This window comes from Micromonospora sp. DT228 (genome assembly GCF_049841595.1).
Classification (GTDB): Bacteria; Actinomycetota; Actinomycetes; order Mycobacteriales; family Micromonosporaceae; genus Micromonospora.
The window spans coordinates 56028-70783 of the sequence record NZ_JBNCKO010000004.1 but is presented as its reverse complement, the minus strand read 5'-3'; the positions used below and the strand labels follow the sequence as shown (position 1 = coordinate 70783).

General features: G+C 71.1%; 10 protein-coding genes. 7 read left to right on the top strand and 3 right to left on the bottom strand.

Annotated elements, in window-relative coordinates; translation table 11 throughout:
- Window positions 1-31: 31 nt before the first annotated feature.
- The 6 genes from ACLQ29_RS09890 to ACLQ29_RS09865 all read left to right on the top strand — a co-directional run bounded on the left by ACLQ29_RS09890 (window position 32) and on the right by ACLQ29_RS09865 (window position 9365).
- Window positions 32-1078 (top strand): FecCD family ABC transporter permease, encoded by a 1047-nt coding sequence (locus ACLQ29_RS09890; RefSeq protein WP_425771321.1) that lies wholly within the window; start codon window positions 32-34, stop codon window positions 1076-1078.
- The gene (locus ACLQ29_RS09885) at window positions 1075-2151 is read left to right on the top strand and encodes a FecCD family ABC transporter permease (RefSeq protein ID WP_425771320.1); all 1077 of its coding nucleotides are present in this window, start codon (window positions 1075-1077) and stop codon (window positions 2149-2151) included. Before ACLQ29_RS09890 ends, ACLQ29_RS09885 begins: the two co-directional genes overlap by 4 nt.
- A 20-nt stretch (window positions 2152-2171) precedes the next feature.
- Complete coding sequence (locus tag ACLQ29_RS09880; protein ID WP_425771319.1) at window positions 2172-3035, top strand: ABC transporter ATP-binding protein; 864 nt, start codon at window positions 2172-2174, stop codon at window positions 3033-3035.
- Window positions 3035-3979 carry an ABC transporter substrate-binding protein gene (locus tag ACLQ29_RS09875; RefSeq protein WP_425771318.1) on the top strand — a complete coding sequence of 315 codons (945 nt, stop codon included), beginning with the start codon at window positions 3035-3037 and terminating at the stop codon, window positions 3977-3979. Before ACLQ29_RS09880 ends, ACLQ29_RS09875 begins: the two co-directional genes overlap by 1 nt.
- Window positions 3980-4170: 191 nt before the next feature.
- Window positions 4171-4413: an ABC transporter permease gene (locus ACLQ29_RS09870; RefSeq protein WP_425771317.1), complete on the top strand. Its 243-nt coding sequence runs from the start codon at window positions 4171-4173 to the stop codon at window positions 4411-4413.
- A 23-nt stretch (window positions 4414-4436) separates the two neighbouring features.
- Window positions 4437-9365, top strand: coding sequence for an FG-GAP-like repeat-containing protein (locus ACLQ29_RS09865; RefSeq protein WP_425771316.1), 4929 nt, complete (start codon window positions 4437-4439; stop codon window positions 9363-9365).
- 163 nt (window positions 9366-9528) lie between these two features.
- Here the strand turns inward: ACLQ29_RS09865 and ACLQ29_RS09860 are convergent, their stop codons facing one another.
- Both ACLQ29_RS09860 and ACLQ29_RS09855 read right to left on the bottom strand, forming a co-directional pair.
- Window positions 9529-10173: a hypothetical protein gene (locus ACLQ29_RS09860; protein WP_425771315.1), complete on the bottom strand. Its 645-nt coding sequence runs from the start codon at window positions 10171-10173 to the stop codon at window positions 9529-9531.
- Between the two features lie 41 nt (window positions 10174-10214).
- Window positions 10215-11228 carry an epimerase gene (locus ACLQ29_RS09855; protein ID WP_425771314.1) on the bottom strand — a complete coding sequence of 338 codons (1014 nt, stop codon included), beginning with the start codon at window positions 11226-11228 and terminating at the stop codon, window positions 10215-10217.
- On the opposite strand from ACLQ29_RS09855, the gene ACLQ29_RS09850 reads away from it, so the two are divergent.
- A complete protein-coding gene (locus ACLQ29_RS09850) occupies window positions 11227-12156 on the top strand; it encodes a phosphotransferase (protein WP_425771313.1) in 930 nt (309 codons plus the stop codon). The genes ACLQ29_RS09855 and ACLQ29_RS09850 overlap by 2 nt on opposite strands.
- A gap of 48 nt (window positions 12157-12204) precedes the next feature.
- Here ACLQ29_RS09850 and ACLQ29_RS09845 read toward each other — a convergent pair whose 3' ends face one another.
- A complete protein-coding gene (locus ACLQ29_RS09845; protein WP_425771312.1) occupies window positions 12205-14718 on the bottom strand; it encodes a DEAD/DEAH box helicase in 2514 nt (837 codons plus the stop codon).
- Window positions 14719-14756 lie beyond the last annotated feature (38 nt).

Here is a 14756-nt window from a genome sequence, read left to right as displayed (position 1 = left end):
CGAACCTAAGCCCGATCGTGCAGGGAGATTCGTGACCGCGCTCGCCAGCCGGCCGACCCAGGTCCGCGGCCGGTCCGGCACCCGCACCCGCCGCCGGCTGGCCGTCACCGTCGGGGCCGCCCTGGTGTTGCTGCTCGCCGTGCTGGCCAGCCTGGCGCTCGGCAGCCGGCACCTCGACGTCGACCAGGTCTGGCATGCCCTCGTCGCACCGGACGGCGGCGACGCCAGCACCATCGTTCGTGAGCTGCGCATGCCCCGTACCGCACTCGGCCTCGCCGTCGGTCTCGCGCTCGCCGTGGCCGGTGTGCTGTTCCAGGCGCTCACCCGCAACCCCCTCGCCGAGCCGCGCATCCTCGGCATCAGCGCGGGCGCGTCGTTCGGCGTGGTGCTCGCCATCTCCGTCTTCGGCGTCGGCACGCTCGCCGGGTACGTCTGGTTCGGCATCGCCGGAGCGCTGATCGCCGGGCTGCTGGTCTTCGCCATCGCCACCCGGGCCCGCGAGGGCGCCAGCCCGGTCACCCTCGCGCTTGTCGGCGCGGCGCTCGACGCCAGCCTGGCCTCCGGGGTGTACGCGCTGCTCAGCATCGACGCCCGCACCTTCGAGGAGTACCGATTCTGGGTCGTCGGCGGGCTCGCCGGCCGCGACCTGTCGGTCACCGCGCAGGTGCTGCCCTTCGTCCTCGCCGGTCTGCTGCTGGCCGCCCTGGTGGCCCGAGGCCTGGACGCGTTGGCCCTCGGCGACGACGTGGCCCGCGGCCTCGGCCACCGCATCGGCCTGGTCCGACTCGGCGGTGGCCTCGCCGCGGTGCTGCTGACCGGCGCGGCGGTGGCCGCGGCCGGACCTGTCGCCTTCGTCGGGCTGGCCGTGCCGCACCTGGCCCGTGCCCTGGTCGGCGCGGACCACCGCTGGACCCTCGCCGTCTCCGCCCTGCTCGGTCCGGCGCTGCTGCTCGGCGCCGACGTCGTCGGCCGGCTCGTCGCCCCACCCGGCGAGATACCCGCCGGAATCGTCACCGCGCTGATCGGAGCGCCGCTGCTGGCCGTCCTGGTCCGCCGCGCCCGGGTGGTGACCGCGTGACCACCGTACGTGTGTCGCCCGCGACCCCCGCCTCGTCCGATGCCCGGCTGCCCGGACGGTCGCTGCTGCGGATCGGCCCGGTCAGCCTGCTGATCCGCCGCCGCGCGGTGCTGGTGGCCGCCGTGCTGACCGTGCTGCTCCTACTGGCCGTCGTGCTCAGCCTCTCGCTGGGCACCCCGTACGTCGCCCCGGCCGACGTGCTGCGCGCGCTCTCCGGCGCGGGCACCCCGTACGACCTCCTTGTCTTTGATCTTCGGCTGCCGCGGGTCGTGCTGGCGGCGGTCGCCGGCGCGGCCTTCGGCGTGGCCGGCACCCTGATCCAGAGCGTGGCCCGCAACCCGCTCGCCAGCCCGGACGTCATCGGCATCACCCAGGGCGCCGGCCTGGCCGCCACGGTTGCCCTGACCAGCGGAATGGCCGCGGTGCTGGTGGCACCCACCGCGCTCGTGGGCGGGCTGCTCGCGGCGGTGCTGCTGTTCGCCCTGGGCGCCCGGCACGGGCTGGCCGCGCAGCGGTTCGTCCTTGCCGGCGTGGCGGTGGCGTTCGCCTTCCGGGCCCTGACCGAGGTGGTCATGCTCACCGCCGACCCGATCGACGGGCTGCGGGCGCAGATCTGGCTGATCGGCACCCTCGCCGGCAAGGGCTGGACCGAGGCCGCCTGGATCGCGGGCACCCTGCTGGTGCTGCTGCCGGTGCTGGCCTGGGCCGGTTGGGCGCTGAACAGCACCGCCCTGGACGACGACACCGCCCGGGGCGTCGGGCTGCGCCCGGTGGCGCGCCGGATCGGCCTGGCCGGCACCGGCGTGGTCGTCGCCGCGATGGTCACCGCCCAGGTCGGCGCCGTCGACTTCGTCGCGCTTGTCGCCCCCCAGGTGGCCCGGCGGCTGGTACGCGCCGAACGGCCACCGCTTGTCTGCGCGGCGCTGCTCGGCGCGCTGCTGCTGGTGCTGGCGGACCTGGCCGGCCGGCGGCTGTTCGCGCCCACGCAACTGCCCGCCGGGGTGCTGACCGCGGCGATCGGTGGCCCGTACCTCATCTTCCTGCTGCTGCGCGGACGGCGGCGGTCGTCGTGACGCCCCCAAGGAGTCGTGTGATGCTCTCCACCCGCGACCTGGTCGCCGGCTACGACGAGCGGACCGTGCTCGACGGCCTCGACCTGGACCTGCCCACCGACGCGTTCACCGTGATCGTCGGGCCGAACGCGTGCGGCAAGTCCACCCTGCTGCGCACGATGGCCCGGCTGCTCAACCCGCGTCGGGGCACGGTGCTGCTGGACGGCACCGCGATCCGCGACCTGCCCACCCGGGAGGTCGCCCGCCGGCTCGGCGTCCTGCCGCAGAGCCCGCTGGTGCCCGAGGGCGTCACCGTGGCGGACCTGGTCGGCCGCGGCCGGCAGCCCTACCAGCGCTGGTGGCGGCAGTGGTCGTCGGAGGACGGCGCGGCGGTGGACGAGGCGATGGCCCTGGCCGACGTGACCGACCTGGCGGACCGGCCGGTGGACAGCCTCTCCGGCGGTCAGCGGCAGCGGGTGTGGATCGCCATGACGCTCGCCCAGGACACCGACGCCCTGCTGCTGGACGAGCCGACCACATTCCTCGACCTGGCCCACCAGGTGGAGGTGCTGGACCTCCTGCACCGGCTGCGCGTCGAGCGGGGTCGCACCGTGGTCGCCGTGCTGCACGACCTGAACCAGGCCGCCCGGTACGCCGACCACCTGGTCGCGATGCGCGACGGCGCCGTGGTGGCCGCCGGACCGCCCCGGGAGATCCTCACCGCCGACCTGGTCCGCGACGTCTTCGGGCTGGCCTGTGTGGTCGTTGCCTGCCCGGTGACCGGCGCGCCGCTCGTGGTGCCCGCGTACACCGGTGGCAACTCCGCGCCCGTACCGGTGACCCGACCCGTTACCGGCGATGCGGCCAACCCGCTCGCCGCCTCGCACCCCTCGAAAGGACTCTGATGCGTCGTCTCGTCGCCGCTCTCACCGTGGCGGTCGCCCTCGGCGTCGGTCTCACCGCCTGTGGTGAGAGCGACCCGGTCGTCGGCTCCACCACCGGGGAGACCCGGGAGATCACCCACGCCATGGGCACGACAAAGGTCCCGGCGGAGCCCAAGCGCGTCGTCGTGCTCGACACCGACAAGATCGACACGGCGCTCTCGCTGGGCGTCACGCCCGTCGGCGCGGCCACCGCAGGTGAGGCCAAGAGTTGGCCGACCTACTTCGGCGCGGACAAGCTCGCCACCATCAAGACAGTCGGCGTGCTCGCCGAGCCCGACCTGGAGGCGATCAACGCACTCAAGCCCGACCTCATCCTCGGCAGCAAGTTCCGCCAGGAGAAGTTCTACGACGAACTGTCCGCCATCGCGCCGACCGTGTTCACCGACAAGGTGGGCATCACCTGGAAGGACAACTTCCTCCTCGACGGCAAGGCGCTCGGACGCGAGCAGCAGGCCAAGGACCTGCTCGGCGCGTACGAGAAGCGGGCCAAGGAGTTCGGCGCGACCCTCGGCGACGCCGCCGCGCGCAAGGTGTCGATCGTGCGGTTCCTGCCCGGCAACATCCGGGTGTACGGCCCCGACTCCTTCTCCGGCATCGTCCTCGGTGACACCGGGCTGGGGCGCCCCGAGCGGCAGTTGCTCGCCAACAAGGAGGACAAGCGCTTCGACCTGGTCAGCCCCGAGCGGGTCAACGAGGTCGACGGTGACGTCATCTTCGTGACCGCGTACGGCGACAAGGCCGCCGCCGAGCAGGCCAAGGTGGCCGGCGGAACCCTCTGGAAGGGCCTCGGCGCGGTCAAGGCCGGCAAGGCGTACTCCGTCTCCGACGAGGTCTGGATGACCGGCATCGGCGTCGGCGCCGCCAACAAGATCCTCGACGACCTCGCGAAGTATCTCGCCGGCTGACCTCGGCGCACACACCGAACAGGAGTGGCTGTCCCGCACGGACAGCCACTCCTTTTTCTTGCGCCCCAGCCTCCGGGTTTGCTGATGGCGCATCATCGGGTGAGCTGTCGCCTACCGGACGTCCACGAACTGCGAATCGGGCCTACGCTGCGTCAATCGAACCTCATGGTTCTCCTGGCGAGGAGCGAGACGTGAATCCTCCACAGCGCACGGTTCGGACCCGCTTCTGGGTCGAGGTCGCATCAGCGGCGCTTTTCGGAGTGCTGTTCGTGCTGACCCTTCTCTGGAAGGACTGGCTTGAGGCGTTCGGCTTCGAGCCCGACAACCACGACGGCACGGTCGAGTGGCTGATGGTCGCGGGGCTGTTCGTCCTGTCCGCGGTGTTCGCGGTGTCCGCCCGCTTCGAGTGGCGGCGGACGGCGCTCGCGCAGTAGGGGACTCACCCGGGAGGGCCCTCGTGCCAACGATCAACGATGTCAGCCCGACCCGGTCCAACACGCCGAGCCGGAAGTCGGGACAGTTCACGACGGGGCGGATGCTGTCCCTCGACAGCTCCGACGATGGTCAATTGGTGTTCGCCGGGTCCTTTTCGAGCAACCTCTGGGTCTCCGAGGACGGCGGGGAGTCGTGGTCGCAGGTAGAGCGGCCGCAGCCAGGTGCGGGTCAGTTCGGTGTGCCGGGCGCGATGGGCGGCTACTGCGTGACGTCGATCGCCGTCGCGCCAGACTCGGCGCGCTGGGCGGTCGAGCGCCATCCGCGCCTGCTGGGCGGGATCTCCGCTGACCCCGGCGCCGGCATCGTCGGCTTCGGGGACACCGGCTTGTGGACCGCGACGAGCAGATCCGACGGTACGTTCGCCGCGCCGCGGCTGCTGTCGGCGGACTTCGGGACGCAGGCCGGCGGTTGGCAGGTGGACAGGCACCCGCGGTTCGTGGCCGACCTGACCGGTGACGGCCGTGCCGACATCGTCGGCTTCGGTGACGCGGGCGTCTGGGTCGCCCGCAACAACGGTGACGGCACGTTCGGCGCGGCGCAGTTCGTGCTGGCGGATCTGGGTTACGACTCCGGGTGGCGGGTCGAGAAGCACCCGCGTTTCCTGGCAGATCTGACCGGTGACGGCCGGGCCGACATCGTGGCGTTCGGTGACGACGGGGTTTATGTGGCTCTGAACCGGGGTGACGGTACGTTCGCGTTCACTCCGGTGCCGGTGATTCCCGATTTCGGGTATGCCGCTGGTGGGTGGCGGGTGGAGAAGCATGTTCGGGTCTTGGCGGACCTGACCGGTGATGGTTGTGCCGACGTCGTGGCGTTCGGTGACGATGGTGTGTGGGTCGCGTTGAACAACGGTGACGGCACGTTCGCCGGGGCGCAGTTCGTGTTGGCGGATCTGGGTTACGACTCCGGGTGGCGGGTCGAGAAGCACCCGCGTTTCCTGGCCAAGCTGACCGACGACGAGCACGCCGACATCGTGGCGTTCGGCAACGACGGGGTCTACGTCGCACTCGGGCGGGGCGACGGCACGTTCGCGTTCACGCCCACACCGGCCCTCAACGAGTTCGGCCACAACGCCGGTGGCTGGCGGGTTCCACGGCACCCACGCCTGGTGGCGGACGTGACCAACCCCGGTCACGCGGACATCGTCGGCTTCGGCAATGCGGGCGTCCACCTCGCCCGCAACAACGGGGACGGCACCTTCCAGCCGTCGCAGTTGGTGGTGCGCGACTTCGGCTACGACTCGGGGTGGCGGGTGGAGAAGCATCCCCGGTTCCTCGTCGACGTGACCGGCGACGGCCACGCCGACATCGTCGGCTTCGGCGACGCTGGCGTCTACGTCAGCCTCGCCAGCGGGACCTCCTTCGAGCCGCCGCGGCTCGTGCTACCCAACTTCGGGGCCGAGGCGGTCGTGCTCGCCCTGGCGCAGTGCGACCGCGAGTCACAGGACGCCGGTGTATGGCGTTCGAGTGACCGAGGGGTGAACTGGACGCGCGTACACGGGTTCCCCCGTTCCGCCGGCCAGGCACGGCTGCCCGGCGCCGGTCAGCTCGTCTGGGCGCCGGGCACCGCGAACCTGGTCTACGCCGCGGGCGGCAGCTCGCTTGCGGTCAGCACCGACGGCGGCGCCACCTTCGCCGACGTCATGCCCATGCCGGGCGGCGGCTTCCAACCGGTCAACCACGTCGCGGTCGCCGCCACGCCCCCGGGCGCTCTCCAACCCCCGATCGTGTACGCGCTCGCCAGCCGAAAGGTCTTCGTCTCCGCTGACGCCGGCCTGACCTGGGCTTCTGACGTCGGGCCGGTCCCGCCCACCATCGGCGGGGCGACGGGTCTCGCGAACGCGCCGAACGAGCGGGTCATGGTGGTGTCACCCCGCTCGCCGCTGGAGGTCTTCGCGACGGCCGACGCCAACCTGGTGCCGCCCGAGCTGTGGCGTGGCGACTACACACAGTTCAGCCAGACGAACGCGTCGCGGTGGACCCCGGTGCCGCTGCCTGACCTGAGAAAACAGAAACAGTTCAGCGGCAACGTCTTTGTCGCCGCCACCCAACCGGGCCGCGGCGAGGTGCTGTTCTACGGCCCACAACGCGCGAAGGTCTTCGCAGCCCCGCTCGATCCCGCGTCCGCGGCGGACTGGCACGAACTCGACGACGGTCAACACGCGCACGTCGACCTGCACGGGATCTTCCTGTCGCCCGACTTCACGGCAACGTTCCAGGACGGGTCGTACGCGGCGACCTCCGGCACCGTCTGGATGGCCAGCGACGGGGGAATCTTCCGCAGCACCGACGGCGGTCGGAACTTCCACGCCGCGGGCAGCATCAGCACTCTCTCCGTCGTGAACATCGCCGGCGTGGCGATCCCGGGCCGTGGCCCGGTCATCTCGCTCAACACCGGCGACAACGACGGCTTCGCCTCAGCCGACGGCGGGCGGACGTGGCGGCCGCAGGACTACGGCGGCGGCGACAACGACTGCTCCTTCGCCGATCCGCTGCGGCCGTCCTCGATGTTGGTCTTCACGCCGCGCTGGAACACCGACGGTGAGTTCGCCACCGGAGGAACGGGCCAGACCCTGGCCGTCTATGGCGCCGCACCCGGCGAACTGCCGGATATCGCCAGCAGGACGCGACGGCAGATGATTCCGGGGCCGTCCCTGCGCTCTGGTTCGACCATCTGGAATGCGACAAGTGGGTTCGTCATTCGCGGTTACCGTCCCATCGTGCACGACCTGCCGGGTGACGCCCCGCAGCCCGACGACCAGGTCTTCATCCGCTTCTTCGGCAACTTCTCGTCCCGCGAACTGGGCACGTTGCCCAACAACCTGGCCGTGCTGCTGCGCGCCCGCAACCTGCGCGACGTCACGAAGCGCACGGACTGGGACACCCCCGGCGGCTGGCGGGTGGACAGGCACCTCCGCCTACTCGCGGACGTCACGGGTGAAGGTCACGCGGACGTCGTCGGCTTCGGCGACGCGGGCGTGTGGACCGCGTTGAGCACGTCCCGCGGCTCGTTCGCCGACCCGCGGCTCGTCCTCGCGGACCTGGGTTACGAGTCCGGCTGGCGGGTCGAGAAGCACCCACGGCTGCTCGCCGATCTGACCAACTCCGGTGGCGCCGATATCGTCGCCTTCGGCAACGCGGGCGTCTATGTGGCGCTGAGCAACTCCGACGGCACCTTCCGTTTCACGCCGGTGCCCGTGGTCAGCGACTTCGGGCACGATGCGGGCAGTTGGCGGGTCGAGAAGCACCTCCGGTTCGCGGTGGACCTGACCGGTGACGGCTGCGCCGACATCGTCGGCTTCGGCGACGACGGCGTCTCCGTCGCGCTGAACAACGGTGACGGCACGTTCGGCGCGGTGCAGTTCGTGTTGGCGGATCTGGGTTATGAGTCTGGCTGGCGGGTGGAGAAGCATGTCCGGGTGTTGGCGGATCTGACCGGTGACGGCCGGGCCGACATCGTGGCGTTCGGTGACGACGGTGTGTATGTGGCTCTGAACCGGGGTGACGGTACGTTCGCGTTCACTCCGGTGCCGGCGATTCCCGATTTCGGGTATGAGGCTGGTGGGTGGCGGGTGGAGAGGCATGTTCGGGTCTTGGCGGACCTGACCGGTGATGGTTGTGCCGACGTCGTGGCGTTCGGTGACGACGGTGTGTGGGTCGCGTTGAACAACGGTGATGGCACGTTCGCCGGGGCGCAGTTCGTGTTGGCGGATCTGGGTTACGAGTCTGGCTGGCGGGTGGAGAAGCATGTCCGGGTGTTGGCGGACCTGACCGGTGGTGGCGGCGGGGACATCGTGGCGTTCGGCGACGACGGGGTCTACGTCGCACTCGGGCGGGGCGACGGCACGTTTGCGTTCACGCCGACACCCGCCGTCCCCGACTTCGGCTTCGACTCCGACTGGCGGGTCGAGCAGCATCCACGGTTTCTTGCCGACGTGACAAGCGCCGGTCACGCCGACATCGTCGGGTTCGGTGACGCGGGCGTCCTCATCGCCGTCAACAGGGGCGACGGCACCTTCCCGCCGCGGCCCCTGTTCGTCATTCCCAACTTCGGCGCTGGCGAGGGTGGGCCGTTCGAGCAACAGGGGCCGTTCCTGCCCGACCCGAACGTCAGCCTCGTCCAGGCGTCCGGGGGGCACAGCGGCACCGTGTTCGTCGTCGGCGGTGACGACGCGCGTCGCCTCTGGAAGTGGACCGACGGGATGGCCGCCTGGCAGCAGTTGGTGCCTGGTGGGGGTGCCGGGCAGGCGCGCCGGTTCTTCGTCGACCCGTACCGGCCCGCCCTGCTCTACGTCTTGGACCGTGAGCATGTCGTGCGCTCCGACGACGGCGGTGTCACCTGGCGTGTCGACGCCAGCCTGGAACAGATGCTCACCTGCGGCGGCCGTATCGGCGCCGACCGTGACGAGGATGCCGACGGCCAGGGCGACCACTACGGCTCCATCCTCAGCGACATGCAGTTCGACCCCGTCAACCCGGGGCGCCGCTTCGCCGTCGGTCTCGCCGGTGCGTTCATGACCACCGACGGCGTCACCTGGACTCGTCTGCTCGACACGGGTGCCGTCCGGGGCCGGCCCGCCAACTGCTACGTCGACTGGGTCTCGAACCCCGCCGACCCGGCCCTGTACGTGTCGTTCGCCGGGCGGAGCATGATCAGGATCAGCGGCTTCGCGGCGACCGGCACCGCGACGGCGACCAGCACCGCTCCCGCGGTTTTCGAGGACCATCCGCCGGCTTCGTCGGACCTGCGACGGCCTCTGGTCCGCACGAGGGACGGTCAGGTCGGCACGGCACAGGCCATGCCGGACGACCGCGTGCTTGTCACCTTCGACGACGGCCGGTCGATCGTCGTCGACGCCGACGAGATCACGCCGCACGACGACCGGCTCTGACGACCGGCCGGGGACCGACCGTCACGGCGAGCGGGTGTGCTGTCGTGAATGGCCGAAGCGCCCGTCGCTGGCTCCGCCGCGCGAGGCGGGGGCCAGCGACGGTGCGGGGCTGTGCCGAACCGCCCGTCCGGGTCGCGCGCTGGACCCGGACGGGAGGCGGCGATCAGGCGGCGGTGGACCAGATGGCGCGGAAGGCGGCGGCTTCGCCGGACAGCCATCGTTCGATCTGGTCGGGCTTGGCGTCGCTGGGCATGCGGTGGGCCTGGCCGCGGCGCACGTCGACCAGGACCGGCTCGGCGTGCGGGAGCACCGCGTCCATGTGGCGGGCCATCAGGTGCAGGGTGGCGAGCACCGACTCCTCACTCGGTGGGGCCTCGTCGAAGTGCAGGCGGACCGCTTCGACGCGGCCGTCGGCGTGGCGTACCCCGAAGTGGGGGTTGATCTTGACGGGTAGGTCGCCCAGCATGGCCAGGGCGTCGCGGGTCTGGGCGAGATCGACGGCGGCCGGCTCGCCGAGGGAGTGCAGCCAGGTCGTGGCACCGGGCACCAGCGCCTGGTAGAGCGGGCGCCAGCGGGGCTTGACGATGTCGACCACCCCGGTCAGGTGCGTGCCACCGTTGTGGAAGGCGATGTCGGCCTTGAGCGCCTTGACGAACTGGCCGTGCGGGTTGAAGCCGGACCGACTGGCGCGCTGCTTGCGCAGCCCGCCCACGAAGGTCGCCTTGGTGGGGCCGGTGCGGTCGACGTAGCGGGTGAAACCGAGCAGTGTGGCGTAGGGGGTGAGGGGCGTGGAGGCGGGCGCGGTCACGGGCGTCCTCCCAGGTCAGGATCTTGATTAGTACATACATTCTAATCGACAGGTCTGACATTGCCCAGCGAAAGTCGGGGTGCGGAGGGGCCGCGCGCGAGCCGATCCGGGGAGTTTTTCGGGTCGCCCCGCGAGTGCCGGAGACCGATGCGCGTCAGTGCGGGTTGGTGAAGGTCGCCTTCGTTCGCCGCGCCCACTCGATCGTGTCCCGAGCCGTCTCCGCGAACGGCCGGGGGCGGTAACCCGCCAGCCGCGCGCTCGCCGGAGAGCTGGAACGCGCCGTCCGCACTGCCGTCCCGGGGCTGCACGATGAACCTCCCGAGATCGTCGACGTTCTCGTTCCGCGTCCACGTGACGGTCGCCGTTGCGCCACCGGCCCGGCGACAGGTATCCAGCATCTGGGCGAAGGTGATCGGCGGCGGCACCACGTTGAACGGGCCGGGTTCGACCCGCAGCAGAAACGCGGCCAGGTCACGGACGTCGGTCACCTGCAGCGGCTGCGAGGCCCGCGCCGCGCACGGCACCACCCCGTCGCCGGCCATGGCGAGGGCCCAACTGGTGAACGCGCCGAACGGATCACCGGGACCGCTGATCAACCCAGCGCGAACCGACGTCGCCGGGCCGGGCACTGCCCCCTCGGCCGCCTGCTCGCAGGCGACCTTCAGGTTGCCGTACTCGCCGTCATCGGGCTCCGCCGGCAGCAGCGGGGCCTCCTCCGTCCGGCCCGCCTCGGCCGAGGGGGGATAGACCGCGATCGAGGACATGAAGACGTACCGTCCGATGCGCGGCGCCAGCAACCCGGCGGTGGCGGCGACCTGGCGGGGGTGGAAGCCGCTGAAGTCGTAGACCGTGTCCCAGGTGCCGGCGCCGAGCGCGGTCAGCCCGGCCGGATCGCCGTCCGCGGTCCGGTCGCCGATCAGGCGGGGCACCCCGGGAAACAGGTCTCTTCCGGTACGACCGCGGTTGAACAACGTGACGTCGTGCCCCGCTCGCAGGGCATGCTCGGCGAGATGACGACCCAGGTACGTGGTGCCGCCGAGAATGAGCAGGCGCATGACGGAACTCCCCGGGCAGAATGCCGTGGTGATCGAGACCACGCTGCCCGGCTGGCTGCCCGAGCTCGACGGCACGATCGTCGGCGCTGATCTCCTGCGCCGCTGGGCGCTGTCGGAAGTCTGGCGGATCCGCCTGGACGGTGCCACCCGGAAGTCGGTGATCGCCAAGCGGGGCATCGGCGAGCTGGCCGGCGAGGCACGGCGCTACCAGGAGCTGGTCGTCCCCCTCGGGATTGCCGCACCGAGGTTGCTCGCGGAGGACGGCTCGGGGGTGATCGTCCTGGAGGACCTCGGCGGTGACAACCTCGAAGACCGCCCGACGGCCGAAGGGCACGAGCAGGCCGTCCGCGTCCTGGCCCGGATGCGCGCGGAGTCGGCGCTGCGCCTGGGCGCCGACCCCGCGCTGGCCGTCGGTCTGCGTCGGTCCACCGCCGATCTCGTGGCGTCGGCGGTACGGGCGGCCACGGCCATGGCGGCCCTACGCCCCGATCTGGTCGGTGCACTCGACGATCCGATCCGGGCGATGACCCGCCGCCTGGAACACCTCTCCAGCGAACCCGACACCATCGTGCACGGAGATTTCCAGGCCAAGAACCTGCTGCACACCTCCGGCGGCGGGATCGTCACCATCGACTGGTCGGACGCCTACGTGCACAGGCATCTCGGCGACCTCTACCTCCTGCTGCGCGAGGGTCGCAGACAGGGCCGGATCGAGAGCGTCCGGTTGGACGCCCTGCCGGAGCTCTTCGCGGACGAGGCGGGCACCGACCTGGAGACGGTGACCGACCAGCTGGTGACCGGCGGCCTGTGCTGGACCATGGACGCGTTGCGCTGGGTCGTGGAGATCGGTGTCCACGCGGTCCCGGTGTCCCGCGGTTGGATCGACGAACTGGTCAGCGATCTCCGCGAGCTGGCCGAGCGTCGTTGAGCAGAGCATGGCCGGCTGGCCCCCGACGGTCCGTCGGGGGCGGACACCTCAGAGCTGGCCGACGTCGGTGATCCGGACGACCGCCGCGCCGACCTCGTCGGAGGCCACCAGGTCGATCTCGGCGCTGATGCCCCAGTCGTGGTCGCCGTTGGGGTCGTCGAAGCTCTGCCGGACGGTCCACCGCTCCCGCCCCTGCTCGATCATGAGCAGCGCCGGCCCACGCGCGTCCGGTCCGACGCCGATCGAGTCGTACTCCTCGAAGTACGGCGCCAACGCGTCGGCCCAGGCGTCGTAGTCCCAGCCGTCGCCGGCGTCCAACTCGGCGAGCAGATCCCAGCGGCGCAGCGCGGCCAGCTCCACACGGCGGAACAGCGCGTTGCGCACCAGCACCCGGAACGCCCGCGCGTTGCGGGTCACCGCGGGTGGCCGGTCGGTGAGCGCGGCGTGCGCCTGGGCCACCTCGGCCACGTCGGACGGGTTGCGCAGCCGCTCCCACTCGTCGATCAGGCTGGAGTCGACCTGGCGGACCAGCTCGCCCAACCACTCGATGAGGTCGATCAGCTCCTCGGTCTTGGCGTCCTCGGGCACGGTCTGGCGCAGCGTCTTGTACGCGTCGGCCAGGTAGCGCAGGACGAGGCCCTCCGAGCGGGTCAGCCCGTAGAACTGCACGTACTCGGTGAAGGTCATCGCCCGCTCGAACATGTCCCGGACGACGGCCTTGGGGGAGAGTTGGTGGTCGGCGACCCACGGGTGGCCCTGTCGGTACATCTCGTACGCGGCCTCCAGCAGCTCGGCCAGGGGCTTCGGGTGGGTCACCTCGTCGAGCAGCTCCAGGCGGGCCTCGTACTCGATGCCCTCGGCCTTCATCGCGGCGACCGCCTCGCCGCGCGCCTTGAACTGCTGCGCGGACAGGATCTGCCGGGGGTCGTCGAGGATCGACTCGATCACGCTCAGCACGTCGAGCGCGTAGGACGGGGACTCGGCGTCGAGCAGCTCGATGGTGGCCAGCGCGAGGGGGGAGAGCGGCTGGTTGAGCGCGAAGTCGAGCTGGAGGTCGACGGTGAGTCGGATCCGCCGGCCGGTCTCGTCCGGCTCGGGCAGCTCCTCCACGACCCCACCGGCGCGCAGCGCCCGGTAGATGGCGATCGCCCGGCGGATGTGCCGGCGCTGGGCGGCGGGCTCCTCGTGGTTGTCGGTGAGCAGGTGCCGCATCGCGGTGAACGCGTCCCCGGGCCGGCCGATGACGTTGAGCAGCATCGAGTGACTGACCTGGAAGCTGGAGGTCAGTGGCTCCGGCTCGGCGTCGACGAGTCGGTCGAAGGTGGGCTGGCCCCAACCGATCGAGCCCTCCGGCGGCTTCTTGCGGACCACCTTGCGCCGCTTCTTCGGGTCGTCGCCGGCCTTCGCGAGGGCCTTCTCGTTGTCGATGACGTGCTCGGGGGCCTGCACCACGACCCGGCCGATGGTGTCGTACCCGGCCCGGCCCGCCCGCCCGGCGATCTGGTGGAACTCCCGGTTCTTGAGCAGCCGGGTACGGACCCCGTCGTACTTGGACAGGCCGGTGAACAGCACGGTGCGGATCGGCACGTTGATGCCGACGCCGAGGGTGTCGGTGCCGCAGATGACCTTGAGCAGGCCGGCCTGGGCGAGGGTCTCCACCAGGCGGCGGTATTTCGGCAGCATGCCGGCGTGGTGCACGCCGATGCCGTGCCGGACCAGCCGGGAGAGCGTCTTGCCGAAGCCGGAGGTGAACCGGAAGGCACCGATCGCCTCGGCGATCATGTCCTTCTCGGCCCGGGAGCAGACGTTGACGCTCATCAGCGCCTGGGCGCGTTCCAGCGCGGCCGCCTGGGTGAAGTGCACCACGTACACCGGGGCCTGCTTGGTCTCCAGCAGCTCTTCCAGGGTCTCGTGCAGCGGCGTCATGGCGTACGAGAAGATCAGCGGGACCGGCCGCTCCGCCGTGCGCACGACGGCGGTCGCCCGCCCGGTACGCCGGCTCAGGTCGTCGACGAACCGGGTGGTGTCCCCGAGGGTGGCGGACATCAGGATGAACTGGGCCTGCGGCAGCTCGATGATCGGCACCTGCCAGGCCCAACCCCGGTCGGGCTCGGCGTAGAAGTGGAACTCATCCATGATCACCTGGCCGACGTCGGCCTTCGCGCCCTCGCGCAGCGCCAGGTTGGCCAGGATCTCCGCGGTGCAACAGATGATCGGGGCGTCGGCGTTGACGCTGGCGTCGCCGGTGAGCATGCCGACGTTCTCGGCGCCGAAGACCTCGCAGAGGGCGAAGAACTTCTCCGACACCAACGCCTTGATCGGCGCGGTGTAGAAGGTCGTCCGGCTGTCGGCGAGGGCCGCGAAGTGCGCGGCGATCGCCACCAGGCTTTTCCCCGAGCCGGTGGGCGTGTTCATGATCAGGTTGGCGCCGGAGACGATCTCGATGACCGCCTCCTCCTGGTGGGGATAGAGGTCGAGGCCGCGCTCCTTCGCCCAGCCGGCGAACGCGTCGAAGAGGGTGTCGGGGTCGGCGCTTGTCGGCAGCGCGGCGGTGAGCGTCATATCCCGTCCATGGTGCCTGGATCATGCCCCGCTCCGCC

What these genes read in the sequence shown, in the direction of transcription:
- ACLQ29_RS09880 (WP_425771319.1), top strand. Translation starts at nt 2,172, where the DNA reads ATGCTCTCCACCCGCGACCTGGTCGCCGGCTACGACGAGCGGACCGTG.
- ACLQ29_RS09875 (WP_425771318.1), top strand. Translation starts at nt 3,035, where the DNA reads ATGCGTCGTCTCGTCGCCGCTCTCACCGTGGCGGTCGCCCTCGGCGTC.
- ACLQ29_RS09850 (WP_425771313.1), top strand. Translation starts at nt 11,227, where the DNA reads ATGACGGAACTCCCCGGGCAGAATGCCGTGGTGATCGAGACCACGCTG.
- ACLQ29_RS09855 (WP_425771314.1), bottom strand. Translation starts at nt 11,228, where the DNA reads ATGCGCCTGCTCATTCTCGGCGGCACCACGTACCTGGGTCGTCATCTC.
- ACLQ29_RS09845 (WP_425771312.1), bottom strand. Translation starts at nt 14,718, where the DNA reads ATGACGCTCACCGCCGCGCTGCCGACAAGCGCCGACCCCGACACCCTC.